This window comes from Pseudomonas sp. M5, from assembly GCF_016907075.1.
GTDB classification, from domain to species: domain Bacteria; phylum Pseudomonadota; class Gammaproteobacteria; order Pseudomonadales; family Pseudomonadaceae; genus Aquipseudomonas; species Aquipseudomonas putida_E.
Map to the genome: position 1 here is coordinate 4,744,756 of NZ_JAFBBH010000001.1, position 20,454 is coordinate 4,765,209.

Below are 20,454 nucleotides of genomic sequence, written 5' to 3' on the forward strand. Positions count from 1 at the left end.
ATAGGCGGATTTCCGCTCATTCCCGCACGACGAAATCCTCGCGTACCAGCCCATGGCGCTGCATTTTTTCGTTGAGGGTGCGCCTGGGCAGTTGCAAGTCTTGCATCACGCCCTTGATCTCACCCTTGTGCAAGCGCAACGCCACACGCAGACATTGCGCCTCGAACGCCTCCATCTGCTCTACCAGGGATTGGCCTGCAGGCAAGCTGTCAAGGCTCGGCGAACCCAAGCCCAGCGCGTGGCGTTCGGCGGCATTGGCCAGTTCCCGCACGTTGCCCGGCCAGTCATGTGACAGCAGCTGCGCCAGTTGCGTACCCGACAACGGCGGGGCTGAGCGGCCGAGCTTCTGGGCTGCAGCGTGGGCGAAGTGTTCGAACAGCAGCGGGATGTCCTCGCGCCGCTCGCGCAACGGTGCCAGGCGCAGTTCGGCGACATTCAGGCGATAGGCCAGGTCTTCGCGAAAACGCCCGGCGCGTGCCTCTTCGAGCAGGTCGGGCTTGGTTGCGGCGATAATTCGCAGGTCGACGCTGATGCTCTGATTGGCCCCCAGCCTTTCCAGCTTCTGCTCCTGGATCACCCGCAGCAGCTTGGCCTGCTGGGCCAATGGCATGCTCTCGATTTCATCGAGAAACACCGTGCCGCCGTTGGCATATTCGAGCTTGCCGATGCGCTTGCCTTGGGCGCCGGTAAAGGCACCGCTTTCGTGGCCGAACAGTTCGGCTTCGAACAGCGACTCAGGGATGGCTGCACAGTTGAGCGCCACGAAGGGCTTGCCTGCACGCGGGCCGAAGTCGTGCAGGCAGCGCGCCACGCGCTCCTTGCCACTCCCGGTTTCGCCGCGAATCAGCACATTGACCGGCAGGCTGGCCAGGTCCAGCACCTGCCGACGCAATTGCTGCAGGCCTTGGGACATACCCAGAAGCGTGGATTCCAGGCGCGACTTGAGGTCTGCCTGCTCATGCAGGCGGCGGTTCTCCAGCACCAGCTGGCGCTTCTCCAGCGCGCGGCGCAGGCTCCCGAGCAGGTGCTGTGGCGTGAAGGGTTTTTCCAGGAAATCGTAGGCGCCGTTGCGCATGGCCTCGACCGCCATCGGCACATCGCCATGCCCGGTCAGAAGAATGACCGGCAGGTCCGGATCATCGGCCTGCAGGCGCTCGAGCAGCTGCAAGCCGCCCATGCCCGGCATGCGCACGTCACTGATGACAACCCCTGGAAAATGACAGGGCAACTGAGCCAGGCAGTCCTCGGCGCGGGCGAACAACTGCACGTTGAAACCGGACAGGTTCAACCATTGCTCGACGGCGCTGCGAATACTGGCTTCATCATCGACAACGATCACTGAATTCAACATGCAGGCTCCAGGTCGCGGGGCAGGGTAAGGCTCAGGCGCGCACCGCCTGGCAGGTTTTCGGCCTGTAACTGGCCGCCGGCTTCATGGATGATGCCATAGGAAATCGCCAGGCCCAGGCCGAGCCCTTCACCCACCGGTTTGGTGGTGAAGAAGGGGTCAAAAACCCTGGCCAGGTCGGTCTCGGCAATCCCGCCGCCAGAGTCGAGCACGCTCAGTCGCCATTGATCGTGCTCGGGTTCGATGCGGATTTCCAGGCGTTTGTAACGTTTGTCGGCCATGGCGTCGAGGGCGTTGCGCAGCAGGTTGATCAACACTTGCTCCAGGCGGATCGCATCACCGCGCACCCATGCCGGGCGCGCCAGGTAGAGGGCCACTTCGACCTCGTCGCTGCGGATGCGTGTGTCCAGCAGGTGCAGGGCCTGATCGACAACGGTCGCCAGGTCCAGCCGCTCGCGCAGGCCGACCGGGCTGTTACGGGCGAAGGTTTTCAGGTGGCTGGTGAGCGCGGCCATGCGCGTGAGCATCTGCTCCAGCGGCTCCAGGGCCTGGCGTGCCTCGTCGTAGCGGCCGTGATCGAGCAGCAGGCGCAGGGTTTCCAGTTGCATGCGCTGGGTCGTCAGCGGCTGGTTGATCTCGTGGGCCATGGCGGCTGACATCTGCCCCAGTGCGGCCAGTTTGGCCGACTGCACCAGGCCCTCCTGGGCGGTACGCAGCTCGCGGGTGCGCTCTTCGACCTGGCGCTTGAGCTCTTCACGGCTGCGCCGGCGCAAGCGGGCCAGGCGCAGGCGCTGGCTGACGAACAGTGCAGCGAACACCAGGCTCAGCCACGCGGCAGCTGCGCCCAGGGCTGCATTACGGCCATCAGCGGCCAGTTGTGGTTTGCGCAACAGGTGCAAGGTCCAGTCTTCACTTTCCAGCGGTAGGCTTTCCCACAGGTACTCGGCAGGCCCATCAGGCCCCTGCACGCGGCTGAGGGTGCTGTTGCTGGCGAAACGGGTCAGTACCTGATGCTGCAGCGGTACCAGCGGCTGCTTGTCGTACTGGCGGGTCTGGGCCAGCTCTGCCCGATCGGGCCCGCTGAGCGGTTGCAGCTCGCGATAACGCCAGCCGTCCTGGTTGGCGATGAAGGTGATGCCGCGTGCGTCGCTGACCAGCAGGATGTCGCTGCCCTGGCGCCACTCGCGTTCAAGTTCGGGAAACTCCAGTTTCACCACCATGGCCCCGAGAAAGCGCCCTTGTTCGTCGGTGACTGCACTGGACAGGAAATACCCCGGCACGCCGCTGGTCACGCCCACGGCATAGAAGCGGCCGCTGCCCTGGCTGCGGGTTTGCTTGAAATACGGACGAAAGCCGTAGTTGGAACCTACGTAGGTGGTGGGCAAGCGCCAGTTGCTGGCCGCCACGGCCAGCCCGGTGTGGTCGAGCAGCTCCAGGGTGGAGGAATTGGCTGCACCATTTATTCGTTCGAGCTTGCGGTTGAGTGTGTCCTGTACCTGCTCGCTGATCGGGCCGCGCAGTGCCTGGATCAGTTCCGGGTCCAGCGCCAGGACGGCGGGCAGGGCGCGATAGCGTTCGATCAGGGTATGCAGCGACGTGGCGTACAGCCCCAACTGTTGGCTGGCGCGGCGGGCGTCATCCTCCATGGCTTGACGCTTGGCCTGCTGCATGGCCCAGCCCGCACTGAGCGCGGTGCCGGCCAGGATCAGCAGGGTGATCAGCCCCAAACGCAGGGCGCGAAAGGAAAATGGCATGGGGCGGGTCCGGATGAAGGAGTTGTCAGTACCGTCCTATCGCCGTCAAACCGGCGACAGGACGGTAATGCTTGCAGACCGGTTACAGCAGTTCGAAGCTCTTCTGCTGCACGGCCTCTGAGTCCAGCCCGACCTGGACATTGAAAGCGCCAGGTTCAGCCACCCGCTGCAGCTGCCCATTGAAGAACTTCAGGTCTTCTTCGCTTATGCGGAAGGCCAAGGTCCGCGACTCACCGGCCTTGAGCATCACTTTCTGGAAGTTTTTAAGCTCCTTCACCGGGCGGCTCATGGATGCTGCTACGTCCTGCAGGTACAACTGGACCACGGTCTCGCCATCCACCTTGCCGGTGTTCTTCACCGTCACCTTGGCCTCCAGCGTGTCGCCACGCTTGAGGTCCTTGTGCGACAGGTTCAGCCCCGACAGCTCGAAGGTGCTGTAGCTCAAGCCGTAACCGAACGGGTACAGCGGGCCGTTTGGCTCTTCGAAGTACTGTGAGGTGTAGTTGCCCGGCTTGCCTGGGGTGAACGGGCGGCCAATGCGCGTGTGGTTGTAGTACATCGGGATCTGCCCGACCGAACGCGGGAAGGTGATGGCCAGCTTGCCCGAAGGGTTGTAGTCACCGAACAGCACGTCGGCGATGGCATTGCCGCCCTCGGTGCCAGCGAACCAGGTTTCCAGGATGGCATCGGCCTGTTCGCGTTCCCAGGCGATCGACAGCGGCCGGCCGTTCATCAGCACCAGTACCAGCGGCTTGCCAGTGGCTTTCAGGGCCTTGATCAGCTCGCGCTGGCTGGCCGGGATCTCCAGGGTGGTGCGGCTGGACGACTCGTGGGACATGCCGCGGGACTCGCCCACCACCGCCACCACCACATCGGATTGCTTCGCTGCTTTGACCGCTTCATCGATCAGCACAGCGGCCGGGCGCGGATCGTCGACGATTTCCGGGGCATCGAAGTTGAGGAAGTTCAAGTAATCAACGATCGCCTTGTCGCCGGTAACGTTGGAGCCTTTGGCATAGACCAGCTTGGCCTTGCCCTCGACGGCGCGGCGCAGGCCTTCGCGCACGGTGACCGAGTGCATCGGTTTGCCGTCGGCAGCCCAGCTGCCCATCATGTCGATCGGCGCATCGGCCAGCGGGCCGACCAAGGCAATGGTGCCGGCTTTTTTCAGCGGCAGGGTCTGCTTGCGGTTTTCCAGCAGCACCAGGCTGCGGCGCGCCACGTCGCGCGCGGCGTCACGGTGCAGGCGGTCTTCGCCGTAGTAATCCTTCAGATCGGTTTCGGCCTTGCCGATCCGCACGTACGGGTCCTTGAACAGGCCCATTTCATACTTGGCGCCCAGTACTTCGCGCACGGCCTGGTCCAGTTCGGCCTGGGTCACCTCGCCTGACTTGAGCAGCCCTGGCAGCTCTTCGCCATACAGGGTGTCGTTCATGCTCATGTCGATGCCAGCCTTGATCGCCAGCTTGGCCGCTTCGCGACCATCGTGGGCGACGCCGTGGCGGATCAGTTCCTGGATGGCACCGTGGTCACTGATGGTCACGCCCTTGAAGCCCCACTCCTTGCGCAGCAGGTCGTTCATCAGCCAGGTATTGGAGGTGGCCGGCACGCCGTTGATCGAGTTCAGCGCCACCATCACCCCGCCGGCACCGGCGTCGAGCGCGGCGCGGTAGGGCGGCAGGTAGTCGTTGTACATCTTCGGCAGGCTCATATCGACCGTGTTGTAGTCGCGCCCGCCCTCCACCGCGCCATACAGGGCGAAGTGCTTGACGATGGCCATGATGCTGTCCGGGTTGGCCGGGCTGCTGCCCTGGAACGAGCGGACCATCGCCTGGCCGATCCTCGAGGTCAGGTAGGTGTCCTCACCGAAACCCTCGCTGGTGCGGCCCCAGCGAGGGTCGCGAGCGATGTCGACCATGGGTGCAAAGGTCATGTCCAGGGCGTCGGCGGCGGCTTCGATGGCCGAGGTGCGGCCGACCTTGGCGATGGCGTCCATGTCCCAGGTGGCAGCCAGCCCCAGGCCGATCGGGAAAATGGTGCGCTCGCCGTGGATGGTGTCGTAGGCGAAGAACATCGGAATCTTCAGGCGGCTGCGCATGGCGGCGTCCTGCATGGGCCGGTTCTCGGGGGCAGTGCGCGAGTTGAAGGTACCGCCGATACGGCCTGCGGCAATTTCTTCGCGGATCTTGTCGCGTGGCATCTCCGGGCCGATGCTGATCAGGCGCAGTTGGCCGATCTTTTCAGCCTCGGTCATCTGGCTGATCAGATGCTCGATGAATGCCTGCTTGTCCTGCAGGGGCGGGGCGGTGGGGGCGGCAAGGGCCGCCTGGCTGGCAAGGCCCAAGGCCAGGCCCAGCAAAGACAGTTTCATCATGAATTCCGTTGTCGAGGCCTGTGCCGTATCCACGGTGATACGCGCGCGGCCGAAGTTTTCAGGCGGCTATTGTTGTACGATTCACCGGCATTAATTCCAGCGGCGGATTATGCCTGATTATGGCGCTCGCTGAGGATCACCCGAGTGCCGGGACAACAACTATAAAAACGATCAGAGACCGAAGGCATGACTTCCCTCGACGAATACGAGCAGCGCCAGATCGCTGAGGCCATCGCGCGCGTGGAACGGCGCACCGATGCCGAGCTGGTGACCGTGCTGGCCCGGCGTGCCGATGATTACGCCTACCTTCCACTGTTCTGGGCCGCCGTGCTGGCGCTGGTGGTGCCTGGCCTTTTGCAGCTGCTGCTGGGCTGGCCCGTTGGGCACGGGCTGCTGGTGGCCAACCTGCTGCTGTTCATCGGCCTTTGTGCGCTGCTACGTACCCCACGCCTGAACGCCTGGTTGGTCCCCCCTGCGCTGCGCCGCTGGCAGGCATCGCGCCTGGCCCGGCAACAGTTTCGCGAGCAGAAACTGCATTGCACGGCCAAGGGGGCCGGGGTGCTGATCTTCGTGGCCGAGGCGGAGCTGCATGTGGAGATCCTGGTCGATCAAGGTATCGATTGCCACCTCGATGCACACTCGCGTGCGGTGATCGGTGCCCGCTTCGCCGAACAGGTGCGCCAGGGCCGTACCTTGCAGGGGTTTGTCGAGTGCATCGAGGCCTGCGGGGAACGGCTGTGCGAGCACGTGCCACGCACCCACGCACGCAACGAGCTGCCGAACCGTCTGGTGATTCTAGAGTGAACCACGCCCATCGCGAAAACCTTCGCCTGAGCCAGGCATCAACGTAGAATGCGCGGCATTGCGCAACGCGCTCACCGCTATCCGAGGCACCTGTTTTCCATGTCCGCCAGTACTTCCGCTTCTATCGCGCCGGACGCGCGCGCCCAGTTTCTCGACCTGCTGAGCGCTGCCTTGCACGGCAATACCCTGGTCAAACTGGTGCTGGCGCGCCATGTCGGCGCCGACCAGACCCTACAGCGGATCATCGCCAAGCCGGTGCAGGTAAAAGGGCAGTCCAACCTTTCGTTGGTCTACCGCCACCAGACCCGCGACATCACCCGCAACGTGCCGCTGGACCAGGCCCAGGCACTGATCGCCGACCTGCTGGGGCAGAGCTTTCGCAACGCCCACCTGTTCGACGCCGACGGCGAAGTGCAACTGACCTTCAGCAAAAAGGGCAAGCCGATGCTCCAGCGCCACGGTGCCCAGGCGCCGCGCGAGGCTGCTGCCAGCACGGGCCACGACCGCGAGAAGAAGCGTTACCTGGAACTGTCGCGGCCCTTCCTGCGCGATCTGGGCGTGACCGACGCACAGGGTGCGCTGATCCCGTCCATGTCGCGCAAGTGGAAGCAGATCAACAAGTTCGTTGAAGTGTTCGATCACGCACTGGCCAATGCGCCGGTGCCGGCTGACCAGGTGCTGCGGGTGGCCGACTTTGGCTCAGGCAAGGGCTACCTGACCTTCGCCATGCACGACTACCTGAGCAACAGCCTGGGCCGCGCAGCCCAGGTGACTGGGGTGGAGCTGCGTCAGGACATGGTCGATTTGTGCAATGCAGCGGCTTCGCGTCTGGAGCATCCGGGCCTGGAGTTTCAATGCGGTGACGTGCGCAGCGTAGTACCCGAGGCCATCGAGGTGATGATCGCCCTGCATGCCTGCGACATTGCCACCGATTACGCGATCCACACCGGAATCCGTTGCAACGCCGCGATCATCATGTGCTCGCCGTGCTGTCACAAGCAGATTCGCCCGCAACTGCACAGCCCGGGCTTGCTGCAGCCGATGCTGCAATACGGCCTGCATCTGGGGCAGCAGGCCGAGATGCTCACCGACAGCTTGCGCGCGCTGTATCTGGAAGCCTGTGGTTACGAGACCAAGGTGTTCGAGTTCATCTCGCTTGAGCACACCAACAAGAACAAGATGATTCTTGCGGTGAAGCGCAAGCAGCCCGTAGCGGCGCAAGCGCTGCTGGAAAAGATTGCGCAACTGAAAGCGTTTTATGGGGTGCAGGAGCATTGCCTGGAGACGTTGTTGCGCAACGACGGGTTGATTCCCCCCATCTCAGCGTAAGTCGGCTGTGGCGCTCGTCCCCGAGCGCCTGTCAGTGTTCTGCATGCACTGGCATCTTTATCGCGTACTCCGCCAACCCCAACGGATGCGTACCCGCATCAAAGAAATGCAGCGCTGTCCCCGCCAGATCACCAAAGCGGTCCACAAAGTGCTGCTTCTGATTGACCACCGAAGCCTCGCTCAATGGCCGTATGGCAATCGAAAGATGGCGCGGCCGCGCCTGGCGAATCGCTTCGAGCAAGTGCTGGTCACTGCTGTCCAGGTGCTGCCCGAACAGGCATAGCCCCTGGTTTTCCTGGGCCAACTGGCCCAGGCACCAGGCCAGGTAATCCGAGTTGCGGATGGCGCGCAGTTTTTCGTCACTGCGGTCTTCGTTGACGAACAGCGGTACTTCACCCGGAATGTTCACGGCAAAGCCGTCCAGCAGCTCGGCGCTTTCGGCGCTGCGCTGACGGGTGGTACCGTCGGGCAGCTTGAGCAGGTGCAGGCCGCCGTGCAAATGCAGCACGCGCGTCCCTTCGCTGCGGGTGCGGCGTACGTCGAAGAAGCCTTGCTCATCGAACAGCGTGGCGAAGCCCTGGGGTGCGTGCTGCACTGCCCAAGGCAGGATCAGGTCGTAGTTGCTGGTATAGACACTGCGGTAGCCGCGCAAGGCTTGGTTGATCGATGCCAGGGTTGTCGCTGGCATCTTTGGCCATGGCAGGTGCACGGTACGCACGGCGTGGATCAGCGCTTCCTTGATCGAGTAGTAGCGGTTCAGCGGCGCGGTGGAGTTGATCGCCAGGGCGGCGTTGGCGCGCACAGTCTGGTTCAGCGTGCTCAGCACCGGCTCGAACAATTCAGTGCCCAGGGACTTGAACAAGGCCTGGTCGCTGATTGCCAGGCCTTTCTTGCGGCCGGCGCGCTGGGCCTCCTCGAACAGTGAGAAATAGCCGAATGATTTCCACAGCACGCGGCTGGCGCCGTTGCCCAGTAGCAGGGCATCGCAGGGGTGGCGTTGGGCGAGTTCCTGCCAAGTGGCGAGGTGGGCGTCTAGTGCGGGCATGATGGGTCCATTCGCTGGAGCGGGAAACGGGGGCGACTTTAGCATGTCATGCAATGTGTGCGAGGGTTGCGCTACAGCCACGACAAGGTTCGCAGAATGAAAGAGGACTTCACATGCGCAAGTGTTTGATCGGGATGCTGGCCTTGGCAGCACTGGGGCCGGCCTCAGTGGCCTTGGCAACGGACGGCAAAGCCCTCGCCGCAGCCCACGGCATACCATACCCGGCCGTGATCGCTCACCGCGGCGCCTCTTACGACGCACCGGAATCCACCAGGCCTGCCTACCTGTTGGCCCGCGAGTTGGGCGCCGACTACCTGGAACTGGACCTGCAGCGCACGCGCGACGGCGTGCTGGTCGTGGTCCACGACGATGAGCTGTCACGTACCAGCGATGTAGCCGAGCGTTTCCCCGAGCGCAAACACAGCCCGGTCAGTGCCTTCAGCCTCGCCGAGCTCAGGTCGCTGGACGCCGGCAGCTGGTTCAACATCGCCTACCCGGCACGTGCCAGGGCATCGTTCGCCAAACTGTCGATCCTTACCCTTGACGAAGTCATCGATATTGCCGAAGGCAACCCGCAGCGCCAGCCCGGTCTGTATATCGAGACCAAGGTACCCAGCCAGTTTCCAGGCATTGAACGGCAGCTCGAAGAGCGCTTGGAGGCCCGTGGCTGGCTCGATCGGCCTGGGCGCGTGGTGCTGCAGACATTCGATCGCAACAGCCTGGCGTTGCTGCACGAGGCGATGCCGCAGGTACCGAAGATTCTGCTGCTGTGGGTGGGTACCAAGGCCATAGCACCGGCCTCGGGGCAAGATTTGGCGGATTCAGGCGAAAGCGACAAGGCCGCTTTTTACGCACGCCAGCAACCGAAGAGCCGGGCTGAGTTCCTGCGCTGGCTGGACTTCGCCAAGCAGGGCGGTGCGATCGGTACCGGGCCTTCTGCCAAGCGCAGCAAGCTGGGCGAACAGAGCTATGCCGATCTCATTCAGCCATGGATGAACCAGGCCAGCCATGAGCGCGGGCTGCTGGTGCACGTCTATACGCTCGATGACGCGCAGGACTTCGCCGCAAGCATGAAGGCAGGGGTGGATGGGATCTTTACCAACAGGGCGGGTGCGCTACTGCGCTTTTATGATCGCCCGGCTGAAAGTGAGCCAGGTTTGCTGAAAAGGCTGGGGTACTGAGCTGTTGAAGGCGGCAAGCAGATCGACTTGCGGATGATCTTCGCCTCAGGGGCAGCGATGACGCTGGTTGAACGCCATGCGGTAATGCGGTGTGGAGCGGGTAGAGGGAATCGAACCCTCGTCGGAAGCTTGGGAAGCTACTGTTCTACCATTAAACTATACCCGCGTCTGCGCCCGACTTTTTACCAGAACCTGCCTGGAATTAGAAGCCCTCGTTATAAACCGGTGAAAAAAAGCTGTCGGCGCCCATAGCCTGCAGGCCATGGCTACAGGGCGCCGATGCACTCAGATGGCCCATGCATGCTGCTCTTGGCTGGCATTGTACGGGGTGCGTGCCCGGGCCTGGCGCACGGTCGGCTTGAGGAAGCCGAGCAACGCGCTGCGTGTGGCTTCGCAGGCCGTCTTGTTCTCCATGTCCAGGAAGTGCCCGGCATCACGGATCACCGTGAAGTGGCTCTTGCCGACATGGTTGCCGAACTGGCGAGCGTCTTCTGCGGTGGTGTACTCGTCACGGTCGCCGTTGATGAACAGCACCGGGATGTCGATGTTGCGCGCGCCTCGCAGTGCCCGTTCCAGGTCATGCTGCAGCACCTGGTTGATGTGGAAGTGCATCTGCGCATACTCGTGGCTGTCCAGGCTGCTGACGTGCCGGTAGTTGAAGCGCTTGAACAGCGATGGCAGGTGCTTGCCAATGGTGTCGTTGACCAGGTTGCCGACCTGGTAGCGATCGCAGGCAGCCAGGTACTGGCAACCACGGTTCAGGTAGTCGCGCATCGGTTCGTTGATCACCGGTGAGAACGAGCTGACCACCGCCTTTTTCACCATGCGAGGCTGGTGCGCCAGCGCCAGCAGGGTGCAGGCACCGCCCCAGGAGAACGACATCACGTGGTCGGCCTGGAAGTGCTCGATCAGCTCAAGCAGGATATGCGCCTCGTCTTCCTTGCTGATCAGGCGTTCCTGGCGGTTATGTGCCTTGGACTTGCCGGAGTAGGGCTGGTCGTACAGCACGACGTTGAATTGTGGGTGCAGGTTACGCACCGTCTGGGCGAACGAAGCCGTGGTGGCCAGTGAGCCATTGATCAGGATGATCGTCTTCTCGGCTGCATCCGCGCGATGGAACTCCGTGTAAACCCGATACTGACCTTGGATATCAAGTACAGCGATTTCTGGCCTCATGTCATCGACTCCTGGCGCAAAAAGGGTGTTCGCGTCACCTAGGGTGCACGTTCTTTATGACAGGTAGGCATTTGCCTGAAGGAATTACCGGGGCCCTGTGTCGATCCTTGGCACACGTGTCGACGGTATTGTTTTTGGCGGGCAATTTGCCGTGCTCCAAGGCATCGAGGCCTTGGGTAGCCGGCAAAAAGGTGTCTGGCGCGCGGTGTGACTGGCGAGTCACGCACGGACCGACAAGTTAGGAGTCAAGCAGTGGGTTGAGGATCACGCAAGTGCCGGCTGGGTGAAATTGTGACTTTTGTCGCCGGGCGGTCGTATGACGTCCGGACAGTGCCTGAAGCGGCCTAGACCGAGGCGATTTCCGTAGCCGTGAGCGCCCGGAATTCACCCGGCGCCAACCCTGGATCGAGCTGGATCGCGCCCATGGTTTCCCGGTGCAACCCTACAACCTTGTTGTCAAAGTAGCCGAACATGCGCTTGACCTGGTGATAACGCCCTTCAATGATGGCCAGCCTCGCCGTGCGCGGGCCAAGGATGTCCAGTTGCGCGGGGAGGGTGGTCAGGTCTTCGAAGGCGAAGTAGAAGCCTGTGCGAAACTTGTCGACGTAATGCGCGCCAATTTCATCTTCCGTTTCCACCAGGTAGTGCTTGGGCAGCTTGGTCGCCGGCTGGGTCAGGCGCCGCGACCATTGGCCGTCGTTGGTCAGGATCATCAGCCCGGTGGTGTTGTAGTCGAGCCGCCCGGCAATGTGCAGGTCCTCGCGCAACGGCGCAGGCAGCAAATCGAGTACGGTGCGGTGCTGTGGGTCGTGCGTGGCGCTGACGCAGCCGGCCGGTTTGTGCAGCATCAGGTAGCGCGCCGGGCGCCCCGCCTGGAGTAGTTGATCATCCACCTCGATACGGCTGAATTCGCGGACTTCAGCCCGTGGGTCGGCTACCGTATCGCCATCCACCCGCACGCGGCGCTGTACCAGCAGCAGGCGTACTTGCTGGCGGTTATAGCTGGGCAGGTTGGCGAGGAAGCGGTCAAGGCGCATGGCATCGAGGACGTCGAGGGGAGGGGCGCGCAGTCTAGCGCTTTTCTGCCTCGACCTGGGCGGGCGCGTTCTCGGGCAGACCTGCCCCTGCGGCGCAGCGCGGGCAGAGGCAGGATTTGTCGCGCAGCTCGGTTGGCAGGGCCTTCAGAACTGCGGGGTCGATGTTCACGGCGTAGCACCAGCAGGCTGCTGGCGCAGTGCGCGGGTCGGCCAGGGTGCATTGGTTGAGGGCGCCGCAGGCAGGGCAGCGCTGGCTGTCATTCATACACTAGTCCGGGGTGTTCAATGCAGGCACGGTTGCGGCCGGCCTGCTTGCATCGTCGAGGTGCTCATTCTAGTGATATGGCCGGAAAAAGACTGCAGGTTTATTGGGGTATCCAAGCTATTTCAAATTATTGCGCAAATGGCACTGCACGATGGCGACAATGTCTCAATCATTGTCGATGTTCGCTTTGGCTTCGACGCTCGGCAGCGCCGCTGTACGGGCACCCCAGCGGTCCAGGAGGCCGCCATGTCCTATCGAATTCTGTTGATCGCCCTGTTGGGCCTGATGACAACCGCCTGCGTGCCTTACCACGAGGGAGGCCGTTATTATCGTACGGATTACTACACCGCTGACCGGTATGCCTCGCCGGGTTATTACCGCCATGACCGCTATTACGTAGCCCCCCAACCGCGCTATTACTACCAGCCGGCACCGCGTTACTACCGGCCTGCGCCCGTGCCGCAATACCGTCCGCACCCGCAGCCGGGGATGAAGCAGTGGCATGGCAACCCGCGTCACGACTACGGCAACCGCCAGCGTTATGACTACGGCCGTGATCGTGACCGGCATGATTACCGCAACGATAGCCGGCGGTACCAGAACGACCGTTGGCACTCCAATGGACGGGGTGATGATGACCGCCGTCCCGGTGGTGGCCGCAGTGGTGATCGCAACTGGCGACGGTGAAGGTTGACGGGGGCGCGCGGAGCGGCCCAGGTCAGGCAAGATCGGCCAACGGGTGGCGCCCCTCCCATACCTTCACAAAATGGGCTTCGACCACGGCCGCCGGCACTTGCGCAACATCCGGCCAGTGCCAGCGTGGGTGGTTGTCCTTGTCCAGCAGGCGGGCGCGCACGCCTTCGCTGAATTCGGGGTGACGGCAGCAATTGAGGCTCATGCTGTATTCCATCTGGAATACCTGGGCCAATGACAGGTGTCGGGCCCGACGGATCTGTTCCCAGACCAGGTGCGCCGTGAGCGGGCAGCCCTCCTGCAGGCGTTGGCCTGCATCAGCCAACAATGGGTCGTTATGCTGCTTGAGCCCCTCCAGTGCACGCCACGCGGCCGCCGGGTCGGCAACATCGAGCAGTGCATCGATCACCTGGCGCCGGGGCAGCCATTGCGCCTCCGGCAGTTCGGCATAGGCGCGGTGCTGTTCGGCCTTGAGCAGGCTGTTCAGCTGCAGGTCGGTCTGCTCTTGCCAGTTCAGTTGCAACAATTCTTCGATAAGCCCTTCCTGTTGATGCTCGCCAAAGAATCGGTCCGCCAGGCCCAGGTCGATGGCGTCCCGTGCATTGATGGGGGCGCCGGTCAGCCCCAGAAACAGCCCGAGCTTGCCCGGCAGGCGCGCCAGAAACCAGCTGGCGCCCACGTCGGGGTAGAGGCCAATGCTGATTTCTGGCATTGCCAGGCGGCTGCTAGGCGTGACTATGCGTACCCCGGCCCCCTGCAACAGCCCCATGCCGCCCCCCAGCACATGGCCGTGGCCCCAGCACAGCACCGGCTTGGGGTAGGTGTGCAGGAGATAGTCGAGGCGGTATTCGGCGGCAAAGAACGTGGCAGCCAGCGGTGGCACGCTGCCGGGCTGGTCGCGGCAGGCCTGGGCCAGAGCCCGTACATCGCCGCCGGCGCAGAATGCCTTGGCGCCGTTGCCACGCAGCAATACACAGACAACGCCCGGGTCGCGGGCCCAGTCTTGCAGGTATTCGCCGAGCATTTCGATCATCGGCAGGTTCAGGGCATTGAGCGCCTTGGGCGCATCCAGTGTGGCAATGCCGATGCGGGCGCCATCGGCGCCGGTGAGTACCTCGCAATGAATGGCCATGGACTACCTCGTTCAAGTCATCGCTCAAGTATGGCCTGCCTGGGCGATCATGCAGGCCATAGGTCAGACCGATTGACAAGGGGGGATGGCTTACCTAGTGTCGCGCCATTGTTTACGGATGGCCTCATGACTGACGACGATCGCATCAAACTTGAACCCGGCTGGAAAAACGCCCTGCGTGCCGAGTTCGATCAGCCCTACATGCACCAGCTGCGTGAGTTTCTGCGCCAGGAGTACGCCGCCGGCAAGGAAATCTACCCGCCAGGCCCGATGATCTTCAATGCGCTCAACTCCACCCCGCTTGAGCAGGTGAAAGTCGTCATTCTCGGCCAGGACCCGTATCACGGCCCGGGCCAGGCACACGGCCTGTGCTTCTCGGTGCAGCCGGGTGTGCCGACGCCGCCGTCGCTGGTCAACATCTACAAGGAGCTGCAGCGCGACCTGAACATTCCCATCGCCAGCCATGGTTACCTGCAGAGCTGGGCGGAGCAGGGTGTGCTGCTGCTCAATACCACCATGACCGTCGAACGCGCCAATGCCGCTTCGCATGCCAAGAAAGGCTGGGAATTCTTTACCGACCGGGTCATCCAGGTGGTCAGCGAGCAGTGCCCGAATGTGGTGTTCCTGCTGTGGGGCGCGCATGCCCAGAGCAAGCAGAAACTGATCGATGGCACCAAGCACCTGGTGCTCAAATCGGTGCACCCGTCGCCACTGTCTGCGTACCGCGGGTTCTTGGGTTGTGGGCATTTCAGCCGGACCAACGGCTTCCTCGAACAGCGTGGCCTGGCGCCGATCAACTGGGCGTTACCGCCGCTTTAAGGGGCGAGCCGGTGCTCAGTGGCCGGCTTGCCGGCGATCACCTGCAAAGCTTTCAGTGCTGGCCTTTCACCCAGCATCTGAACAGCGGTTCGGCCAGAAACAGCACGAACAGCAAGCGCATCACCTGCAACGCCGTCACCAACGGCACCGACAGCTGCAATGTCTCTGCGGTCAGGCTCATCTCGGCAATGCCGCCCGGCATCATGCCCAGCGTCAGCGAGCGCAGATCCAGCGCAGTCATCACGCTCAACCCCCAGGCGGCAGTGCCCGCGATCAGCATGCACAGCGCCGTGGCGAGCAACGTGCGCAGCAAGAACGAGGGAGCACGGCGGAAGAATGCGCGATTGAAGTGGCAAGCCAGGCCACTCCCGATCAGCCATTGGCCGATCTGGCTGGCACCGTCGGGCAGGGCGATCTGCAGGTTGCCCGCCAGGCTTAGCGTGGCGGCCACCAGCAGTGGCCCGAACAGCCAGGGGTTAGGCTGGCGCAAGCGCTGCCAGGCGAAACCGACCGCTACACCCAGCGGTGCGATCAGCGCCAGCCAGCCCCAGCTCACGCTGCCGGCATGATTGAGCGGTACACCGTCACCGATCAGGAACTTGAACAGCGCCGGTACGCACAGCACCACCGCCAGCACACGCAGGCTTTGCGCCGCCGCCACCTGGCTGAGCACCGCGCCGTTACGCGCGCCGAGGTTGACCATCTCACCGGAACCACCGGGCATGCTGGCAAAAAATGCCGTGGCACGGTCTTCGCCGGTACGCCGCAGCAGCCACACGCCAACCACGCTGGAAACGGTGGTCAGCAGTGCGGCAAAGAAGATCAGCACGAAATGGCTGGCGACCTGCTCGATCACCGCTGGGGTGAAGTGCAGGCCAATACCCAGGCCGATGATGCATTGGCCGCACTTGCGGCCATTGGGGATTTCCGAAAGCTGCCAGGGCGTCAGGCAGCGCACCAGGATGATCGCCAGCAATGAGCCGACCATCCAGGGCAAGGGCCAGCCGACCTGGCTGGCGAGATACCCGCCCGCCAGGCCGACCAGCCCTGTCGCCCAGTACAGCGGCAACGACCGATCAGGCATCGGCCATCGCCCGACGCTGCAGGCTACGTTTGCGCCAGATACGCAGCAGCGGCAGGCAGAGCATGCACACCACCAGTACCCAGATGCCCATGCTGATCGAGCTCGACCACAGAATGCCCAGCTCGCCATTGGAAATCGACAGCGCACGGCGCAGGTTCTGCTCCATCAGGCCGCCCAGGATGAAGCCGAGCAGGATAGGCGACAGCGGGAAGTCCAGCTTGCGCAGGATGTAGCCCATGATGCCGATGCCGACCATCAGGAACAGGTCGAAGGTGGTGGCGTGCACCGCGTATACACCGATCGCGGTGATGATCGCGATTACCGGCACCAGCGCCCAGTTCGGCACGGCGAGGATGCGGGTGAAGATGCGGATCATCGGGATGTTCAGGATCACCAGCATGATGTTGGCGACGAACAGCGAAGCGATCAGCCCCCAGACAATGTCAGGTTGCTGTTCGAACAGCAGGGGGCCGGGGGTGATGTTGTACAGGGTCAGTGCACCGATCATCACCGCCGTGGTGCCCGACCCGGGAACACCCAAGGTCAGCATCGGTACCAGCGCGCCGCAGCAGGATGCGCCGATGGCTGTTTCCGGGGCAGCCAGGCCACGGGCATCGCCCTTGCCGAACTTGCCGCTTTCCCCAGCGATGCGCTTCTCGCTCATGTAGGCCACGGCGCTGGCCAAGGTCGCTCCCGCACCTGGCAGCACGCCCATGATGAACCCAAGCAGGCCGCAGCGGATGTTGACGACGAACACCGAGGCCGCTTCCTTGAAGTTGAACAGCATGCGCCCTGTGGCCTTGACCGCTTGATGCCCATGATGAGTCTTCTCCAGCAGCAGCAGGATTTCGCTGATCGAGAACAGGCCCAGCACCAGCACAACGAACTGGATACCGTCGGCCAGATGCACGCTATCACCGGTGAAGCGGTATACGCCACTGTTGGCGTCGATACCGACCGCTGACAGGAACAGGCCGATCAGTGCGGCGATGAAAGTCTTCAGCGGTTTGTCCCCGGCCATGCCGCCCAGAGCAACGATGGCGAACACCATCAGCACGAAGTATTCCGCCGGCCCGAAGGCAATCGCCCATTTCGCCAGCAGCGGGGCGAACAGCACCATGCCGCAGGTGGCGATGAGTGCGCCGATGAACGAACTCCACGCCGACAGCGACAGGGCAACGCCAGCCAGGCCGTTGCGGGCCATCGGGTAGCCGTCGAGGGTGGTCATCACGGTCGAGGCCTCGCCCGGGATATTCAGCAGGATCGAGCTGATCCGCCCGCCGTATTCGCAGCCCAGGTACACCGCTGCCAACAGGATCAGTGCCGACTCTGGGGGCAGGCCGAGGGCGAATGCGATCGGGATCAGCAGCGCCACGCCGTTGATCGGGCCCAGGCCCGGCAGCAGGCCGACCACGGTGCCGATGAGGGTGCCCGAAAGGGCGGTAACCAGGTTGTAGGGGGTCAGGGCGACGCCGAAGCCCTGGCCCAGGTAGCTCAAGGTATCCATCTGTCAGTTCTCCAGTACGCTCAGCAGGCCGAGGGGCAGGGGCACATCCATCACGCGGTCGAACAGCCAGTAGAGGAACAGGCTCATGCCCACCACCACCAGGGTGCTGTGCAACCAGCGGCCGCCGTACAAGCGGGCCATAGGGATGCCAACCAAGATGGCGCTGATGATGAAGCCCAAGGCTTCAAAGGTGCTGGCGAAGACCAGCAGCAGGCCGACGCAGGCGGTAATCTTGGTCAGGGTTGCGCGGTCCAGCGCAGGCTCGTCGTCCTTGTGCACGATGGGCGTGGGGCGTATGGCGAGATAGAGCAGGCCCAGGCTCATCAGGCCAAGCATCAACAGCGGGTAGGCGCGTGGGCCGACCGGTTCGTAGGAAAAGGCCGCCTGGTAGGGCCAGGCCATCACGGCCAGGGCGGCGCACACCGCCAGCAGAGCCAGGGCGAAGATGCGTTGCAGGATCATTGGGAATCCTCATTGAGGTTGCAGTGGCCGTGCAGGCCTATTCGCCGGTAAGCCGGCTCCCACGGTGTGAGCAACGCTGTAGCTGTGGGAGCCGGCTTGCCGGCGATGGGGCCAGTATCGGCACCCAGGCTTACTGAACCAGGCCGAATTCCTTGGCCAGTGCCTTGTAGTCCGCCACTTGCTTCTTCACATAACCGTCCAGTTCGTCACCTGTCATGGCGAACGGGAACAGTTCGCGCTGGTCACGCAGCTTGGCGAAGTCTTCAGAAGCAAGCATCTTGTCGAAGGAGTCCTTCCACCAGGCGTACTCTTCATCGCTCACTTTCGGCCCAAGGTAGAAACCGCGCACCACCGGCCAGACGATGTCGTAACCCTGTTCCTTGGCGGTGGGGATGTCTTTCATCTCCGGCTCGTCCAGGCGGTTTTCCGAGAACACGGCGAGGATGCGCATGTTGCCGCTCTGGATGTGTGGCATGGAGTCGGAGATGTCGGTGGAGCCGACCTGGATGTGGCCACCTAGCAGCGCGGTGGCGATTTCACCGCCCCCTTCCAGGGCCACGTAGCGCAGGTCGCGGGGGTTGATGCCGGCGGCCTTGGCGATCAGGGCAGTCTGCATCCAGTCCTGGCTACCGACGGTGCCACCGGAGCCGATCACCACCTTGCTCGGGTCTTTCTTCAGCGCCGCGACCAGGTCATCGAGGGTCTTGTAGGGCGAATCGCTTTTCACGGCAATGGCGCCGTAGCTGGTGCCGACCGCCGCCAGCCATTTCACGGCATTTTCGTCGAAGCGGCCGAACTTGCCCTGGGCCAGGTTGAGCAAGGAGCCGCTGGACCACGCCACCAGCGTGCCGGCATCGCCCGGGCGCTGCGCTACTACGGCGTTGTAGGCCACTGCGCCGACACCGCCTGGCATGTAGGTGACGCGCATAGGTTTGCTGAGGATCTTCTCCTGCACAAGGGCGCTTTGCACCAGCTTGCAGGTCAGGTCGAAGCCGCCACCGGGCGAGGCCGGGGCGATGCATTCGGGGCGTTTGGGTTCGGCGGCGAGGGCATTGCCGGCCAGCAGCAGGCAGCCGGTAGCCAGGGCGAGGCGGCGCAGTGAAAAGGTCATCGTCTATCTCCGTGAGCGTTGTTGTTATGGGTTACCACAGGGCGACGCTGTAGCTCACCAGCAGCCGCACTTCGTCGGCATCGCGGGCGAAATTCGAACGGAAGGTGGCGTTGCGCAGGCGCACGGCGACGTTTTTCAACGGGCCGCTTTGTACCACGTACTTGAACTCGGTATTGCGCTCCCACTCCTTGCCCTCGCTGCCATCGGCACGGCTGACGTTGTCGCCGTTGATGTAGCGGGTCATGAAGGTCAGGCCGGGGACGCCCAACGCTGCGAAGTTGTAGTCGTAGCGCACTTGCCAGGAGCGCTCGTCGGCGCCGGCGAAGTCGTTGATCTGCACGAAGTTGACCAGGTACGGGTTGGCACCATCGACATAAGGGAAGGCGCTGTCACCTGACAGATGCTGGTAGGCGGCGCTCACCTTGTGCCCGCCCAAGGCATAGCTGAACATGCCGTTGACGGTGGTGTTGTCGATGTTGCCGGCCTTGGCCTGGCCCTGATCATCGCTCACTGCCAGGCGCAGGTCTGCACCGAAGGTGCCCGGGCCCCAAGGCTGGGTGGCGACCATGCCGAGGAAGTGCTGGCGGTAGATGTCGTCGAGCTGGCCGAAGTGGTAGCTGCCGGTGATGCGATCGGTGAATTGGTAGTCGACGCCCGCCAGGTCGAGGTTGTCTGCCGCGAACGTGCCGCCGAAGCGACCGTTCTTGTTGTTCAGGGTCAGGTCTTCCCAGTTGGTGTCGTTGCGATCCTTGACCTTTTCCAGGCGCCCGCCGGTGAAGGTGAGGTTCTGGATTTCTTTCGAGGTGACCAGGCCGCCCTCGAAGGTCTGCGGCAGGATGCGCCCGTCGTTGGGCTGCAGGGTCGGCAGTTCGGGGATCAGTGAGCCGATTTTCAGTTCGGTCTCGGACACTTTCACTTTGCCGGTCAGGCCGAGCTTGGAGTACTCATCGGCGGCCTTGCCATCATCGTGGGTCGGCAACAGGCCGGAGCCTGCGCGGTCGGGGCTTGAGTCGAGCTTGATGCCGAGCATGCCCAGGGCGTCCAGTCCAAAGCCCACGGGGCCGTCGGTGTAGCCGGACTCGAAGTTGAGCATCAGGCCCTGGGCCCACTCTTCGCGCTTGGATTGCTGTGCACTGGTGCCGTCGCGGAAGTCGCGGTTGAAGTACATGTTGCGGGTTTCGAAGGTTGCCGTGCTGTCTTCGAAGAAGGCGGCCTGGCTCATCGGGGCGACGCCGGCAAGCGCAAGGGCGCAGGCATAGGCGTATGGGCGTGCGGATGGGGAACGGGTAGGCGCGAACGCCTGCGGCTGCGATGACAGCATCGGGGATGACTC

At 63.2% G+C, this 20,454-nt stretch carries 18 protein-coding genes and 1 tRNA gene; 5 read left to right on the forward strand and 14 right to left on the reverse strand.

All coding sequences use genetic code 11. The annotated features are described in order from the left end of the window. Window positions 1–16: 16 nt before the first annotated feature. The 3 genes from JOE27_RS21605 to bglX all read right to left on the reverse strand — a co-directional run bounded on the left by JOE27_RS21605 (window position 17) and on the right by bglX (window position 5,476). On the reverse strand, window positions 17–1,351 hold the full coding sequence (locus tag JOE27_RS21605) for a sigma-54 dependent transcriptional regulator (RefSeq protein ID WP_046784929.1): 1,335 nt from the start codon (window positions 1,349–1,351) through the stop codon (window positions 17–19). After that, window positions 1,345–3,102, reverse strand: coding sequence for an ATP-binding protein (locus tag JOE27_RS21610; RefSeq protein WP_204919857.1), 1,758 nt, complete (start codon window positions 3,100–3,102; stop codon window positions 1,345–1,347). The genes JOE27_RS21605 and JOE27_RS21610 overlap by 7 nt, the downstream gene beginning before the upstream one ends. Before the next feature lie 82 nt (window positions 3,103–3,184). Next, window positions 3,185–5,476 (reverse strand): beta-glucosidase BglX, encoded by a 2,292-nt coding sequence (bglX, locus tag JOE27_RS21615; protein ID WP_125924249.1) that lies wholly within the window; start codon window positions 5,474–5,476, stop codon window positions 3,185–3,187. 186 nt (window positions 5,477–5,662) lie between these two features. On the opposite strand from bglX, the gene JOE27_RS21620 reads away from it, so the two are divergent. Beyond that, a complete protein-coding gene (locus tag JOE27_RS21620; protein WP_046784931.1) occupies window positions 5,663–6,280 on the forward strand; it encodes a membrane protein in 618 nt (205 codons plus the stop codon). A 99-nt stretch (window positions 6,281–6,379) separates the two neighbouring features. Next, the gene (locus JOE27_RS21625) at window positions 6,380–7,609 is read left to right on the forward strand and encodes an SAM-dependent methyltransferase (protein WP_119689123.1); all 1,230 of its coding nucleotides are present in this window, start codon (window positions 6,380–6,382) and stop codon (window positions 7,607–7,609) included. A 31-nt stretch (window positions 7,610–7,640) separates the two neighbouring features. Here JOE27_RS21625 and JOE27_RS21630 read toward each other — a convergent pair whose 3' ends face one another. Next, window positions 7,641–8,654, reverse strand: a complete 1,014-nt coding sequence (locus JOE27_RS21630) for a DUF4917 family protein (protein WP_046784932.1) — start codon at window positions 8,652–8,654, stop codon at window positions 7,641–7,643. A 134-nt stretch (window positions 8,655–8,788) separates the two neighbouring features. Here JOE27_RS21630 and JOE27_RS21635 point away from each other — a divergent pair, with 134 nt between their 5' ends. Then, window positions 8,789–9,835 carry a glycerophosphodiester phosphodiesterase gene (locus tag JOE27_RS21635; RefSeq protein ID WP_239539558.1) on the forward strand — a complete coding sequence of 349 codons (1,047 nt, stop codon included), beginning with the start codon at window positions 8,789–8,791 and terminating at the stop codon, window positions 9,833–9,835. Window positions 9,836–9,927: 92 nt separating this feature from the next. On the opposite strand, the gene JOE27_RS21640 is transcribed toward JOE27_RS21635, so the two are convergent. From JOE27_RS21640 to JOE27_RS21655, 4 genes are all read right to left on the reverse strand, one after another. Then, a tRNA-Gly gene (locus JOE27_RS21640) sits at window positions 9,928–10,001 on the reverse strand. Between the two features lie 119 nt (window positions 10,002–10,120). After that, a complete protein-coding gene (locus JOE27_RS21645) occupies window positions 10,121–11,011 on the reverse strand; it encodes an alpha/beta hydrolase (protein WP_046784933.1) in 891 nt (296 codons plus the stop codon). 344 nt (window positions 11,012–11,355) lie between these two features. Then, the gene (locus tag JOE27_RS21650) at window positions 11,356–12,048 is read right to left on the reverse strand and encodes a pseudouridine synthase (RefSeq protein ID WP_204919861.1); all 693 of its coding nucleotides are present in this window, start codon (window positions 12,046–12,048) and stop codon (window positions 11,356–11,358) included. Window positions 12,049–12,082: 34 nt separating this feature from the next. Next, window positions 12,083–12,313 (reverse strand): cysteine-rich CWC family protein, encoded by a 231-nt coding sequence (locus JOE27_RS21655; protein WP_204919863.1) that lies wholly within the window; start codon window positions 12,311–12,313, stop codon window positions 12,083–12,085. A gap of 246 nt (window positions 12,314–12,559) precedes the next feature. Here JOE27_RS21655 and JOE27_RS21660 point away from each other — a divergent pair, with 246 nt between their 5' ends. Further along, window positions 12,560–13,000: a hypothetical protein gene (locus JOE27_RS21660; protein WP_204919866.1), complete on the forward strand. Its 441-nt coding sequence runs from the start codon at window positions 12,560–12,562 to the stop codon at window positions 12,998–13,000. Between the two features lie 31 nt (window positions 13,001–13,031). Here the strand turns inward: JOE27_RS21660 and JOE27_RS21665 are convergent, their stop codons facing one another. Then, window positions 13,032–14,138 carry an enoyl-CoA hydratase/isomerase family protein gene (locus JOE27_RS21665; protein WP_204919867.1) on the reverse strand — a complete coding sequence of 369 codons (1,107 nt, stop codon included), beginning with the start codon at window positions 14,136–14,138 and terminating at the stop codon, window positions 13,032–13,034. A 126-nt stretch (window positions 14,139–14,264) separates the two neighbouring features. Between JOE27_RS21665 and ung the strand changes: the two genes are divergently transcribed. After that, complete coding sequence (gene ung, locus JOE27_RS21670) at window positions 14,265–14,957, forward strand: uracil-DNA glycosylase (protein ID WP_046784937.1); 693 nt, start codon at window positions 14,265–14,267, stop codon at window positions 14,955–14,957. A gap of 52 nt (window positions 14,958–15,009) precedes the next feature. On the opposite strand, the gene JOE27_RS21675 is transcribed toward ung, so the two are convergent. From JOE27_RS21675 to JOE27_RS21695, 5 genes are all read right to left on the reverse strand, one after another. Beyond that, window positions 15,010–16,041, reverse strand: a complete 1,032-nt coding sequence (locus JOE27_RS21675) for an AbrB family transcriptional regulator (RefSeq protein ID WP_119688347.1) — start codon at window positions 16,039–16,041, stop codon at window positions 15,010–15,012. Further along, the gene (locus tag JOE27_RS21680) at window positions 16,034–17,548 is read right to left on the reverse strand and encodes a tripartite tricarboxylate transporter permease (RefSeq protein ID WP_012312977.1); all 1,515 of its coding nucleotides are present in this window, start codon (window positions 17,546–17,548) and stop codon (window positions 16,034–16,036) included. Before JOE27_RS21680 ends, JOE27_RS21675 begins: the two co-directional genes overlap by 8 nt. A 3-nt stretch (window positions 17,549–17,551) precedes the next feature. Beyond that, window positions 17,552–18,010, reverse strand: coding sequence for a tripartite tricarboxylate transporter TctB family protein (locus JOE27_RS21685; RefSeq protein WP_204919869.1), 459 nt, complete (start codon window positions 18,008–18,010; stop codon window positions 17,552–17,554). A 130-nt stretch (window positions 18,011–18,140) separates the two neighbouring features. Further along, window positions 18,141–19,121, reverse strand: coding sequence for a tripartite tricarboxylate transporter substrate binding protein (locus JOE27_RS21690; protein ID WP_012312979.1), 981 nt, complete (start codon window positions 19,119–19,121; stop codon window positions 18,141–18,143). Between the two features lie 31 nt (window positions 19,122–19,152). Next, window positions 19,153–20,442, reverse strand: a complete 1,290-nt coding sequence (locus JOE27_RS21695; RefSeq protein WP_161872334.1) for an OprD family porin — start codon at window positions 20,440–20,442, stop codon at window positions 19,153–19,155. Window positions 20,443–20,454: the final 12 nt, after the last annotated feature.

Coding starts and splice junctions, on each gene's coding strand:
- JOE27_RS21680 (WP_012312977.1), bottom strand. CDS start 17,548: ATGGATACCTTGAGCTACCTGGGCCAGGGCTTCGGCGTCGCCCTGACC.
- JOE27_RS21695 (WP_161872334.1), bottom strand. CDS start 20,442: ATGCTGTCATCGCAGCCGCAGGCGTTCGCGCCTACCCGTTCCCCATCC.
- JOE27_RS21605 (WP_046784929.1), bottom strand. CDS start 1,351: ATGTTGAATTCAGTGATCGTTGTCGATGATGAAGCCAGTATTCGCAGC.
- JOE27_RS21635 (WP_239539558.1), top strand. CDS start 8,789: ATGCTGGCCTTGGCAGCACTGGGGCCGGCCTCAGTGGCCTTGGCAACG.
- JOE27_RS21665 (WP_204919867.1), bottom strand. CDS start 14,138: ATGGCCATTCATTGCGAGGTACTCACCGGCGCCGATGGCGCCCGCATC.
- JOE27_RS21690 (WP_012312979.1), bottom strand. CDS start 19,121: ATGACCTTTTCACTGCGCCGCCTCGCCCTGGCTACCGGCTGCCTGCTG.
- JOE27_RS21620 (WP_046784931.1), top strand. CDS start 5,663: ATGACTTCCCTCGACGAATACGAGCAGCGCCAGATCGCTGAGGCCATC.
- JOE27_RS21660 (WP_204919866.1), top strand. CDS start 12,560: ATGTCCTATCGAATTCTGTTGATCGCCCTGTTGGGCCTGATGACAACC.
- JOE27_RS21685 (WP_204919869.1), bottom strand. CDS start 18,010: ATGATCCTGCAACGCATCTTCGCCCTGGCTCTGCTGGCGGTGTGCGCC.
- ung (WP_046784937.1), top strand. CDS start 14,265: ATGACTGACGACGATCGCATCAAACTTGAACCCGGCTGGAAAAACGCC.
- JOE27_RS21655 (WP_204919863.1), bottom strand. CDS start 12,313: ATGAATGACAGCCAGCGCTGCCCTGCCTGCGGCGCCCTCAACCAATGC.
- JOE27_RS21675 (WP_119688347.1), bottom strand. CDS start 16,041: ATGCCTGATCGGTCGTTGCCGCTGTACTGGGCGACAGGGCTGGTCGGC.
- JOE27_RS21625 (WP_119689123.1), top strand. CDS start 6,380: ATGTCCGCCAGTACTTCCGCTTCTATCGCGCCGGACGCGCGCGCCCAG.
- JOE27_RS21650 (WP_204919861.1), bottom strand. CDS start 12,048: ATGCGCCTTGACCGCTTCCTCGCCAACCTGCCCAGCTATAACCGCCAG.
- JOE27_RS21610 (WP_204919857.1), bottom strand. CDS start 3,102: ATGCCATTTTCCTTTCGCGCCCTGCGTTTGGGGCTGATCACCCTGCTG.
- bglX (WP_125924249.1), bottom strand. CDS start 5,476: ATGATGAAACTGTCTTTGCTGGGCCTGGCCTTGGGCCTTGCCAGCCAG.
- JOE27_RS21630 (WP_046784932.1), bottom strand. CDS start 8,654: ATGCCCGCACTAGACGCCCACCTCGCCACTTGGCAGGAACTCGCCCAA.
- JOE27_RS21645 (WP_046784933.1), bottom strand. CDS start 11,011: ATGAGGCCAGAAATCGCTGTACTTGATATCCAAGGTCAGTATCGGGTT.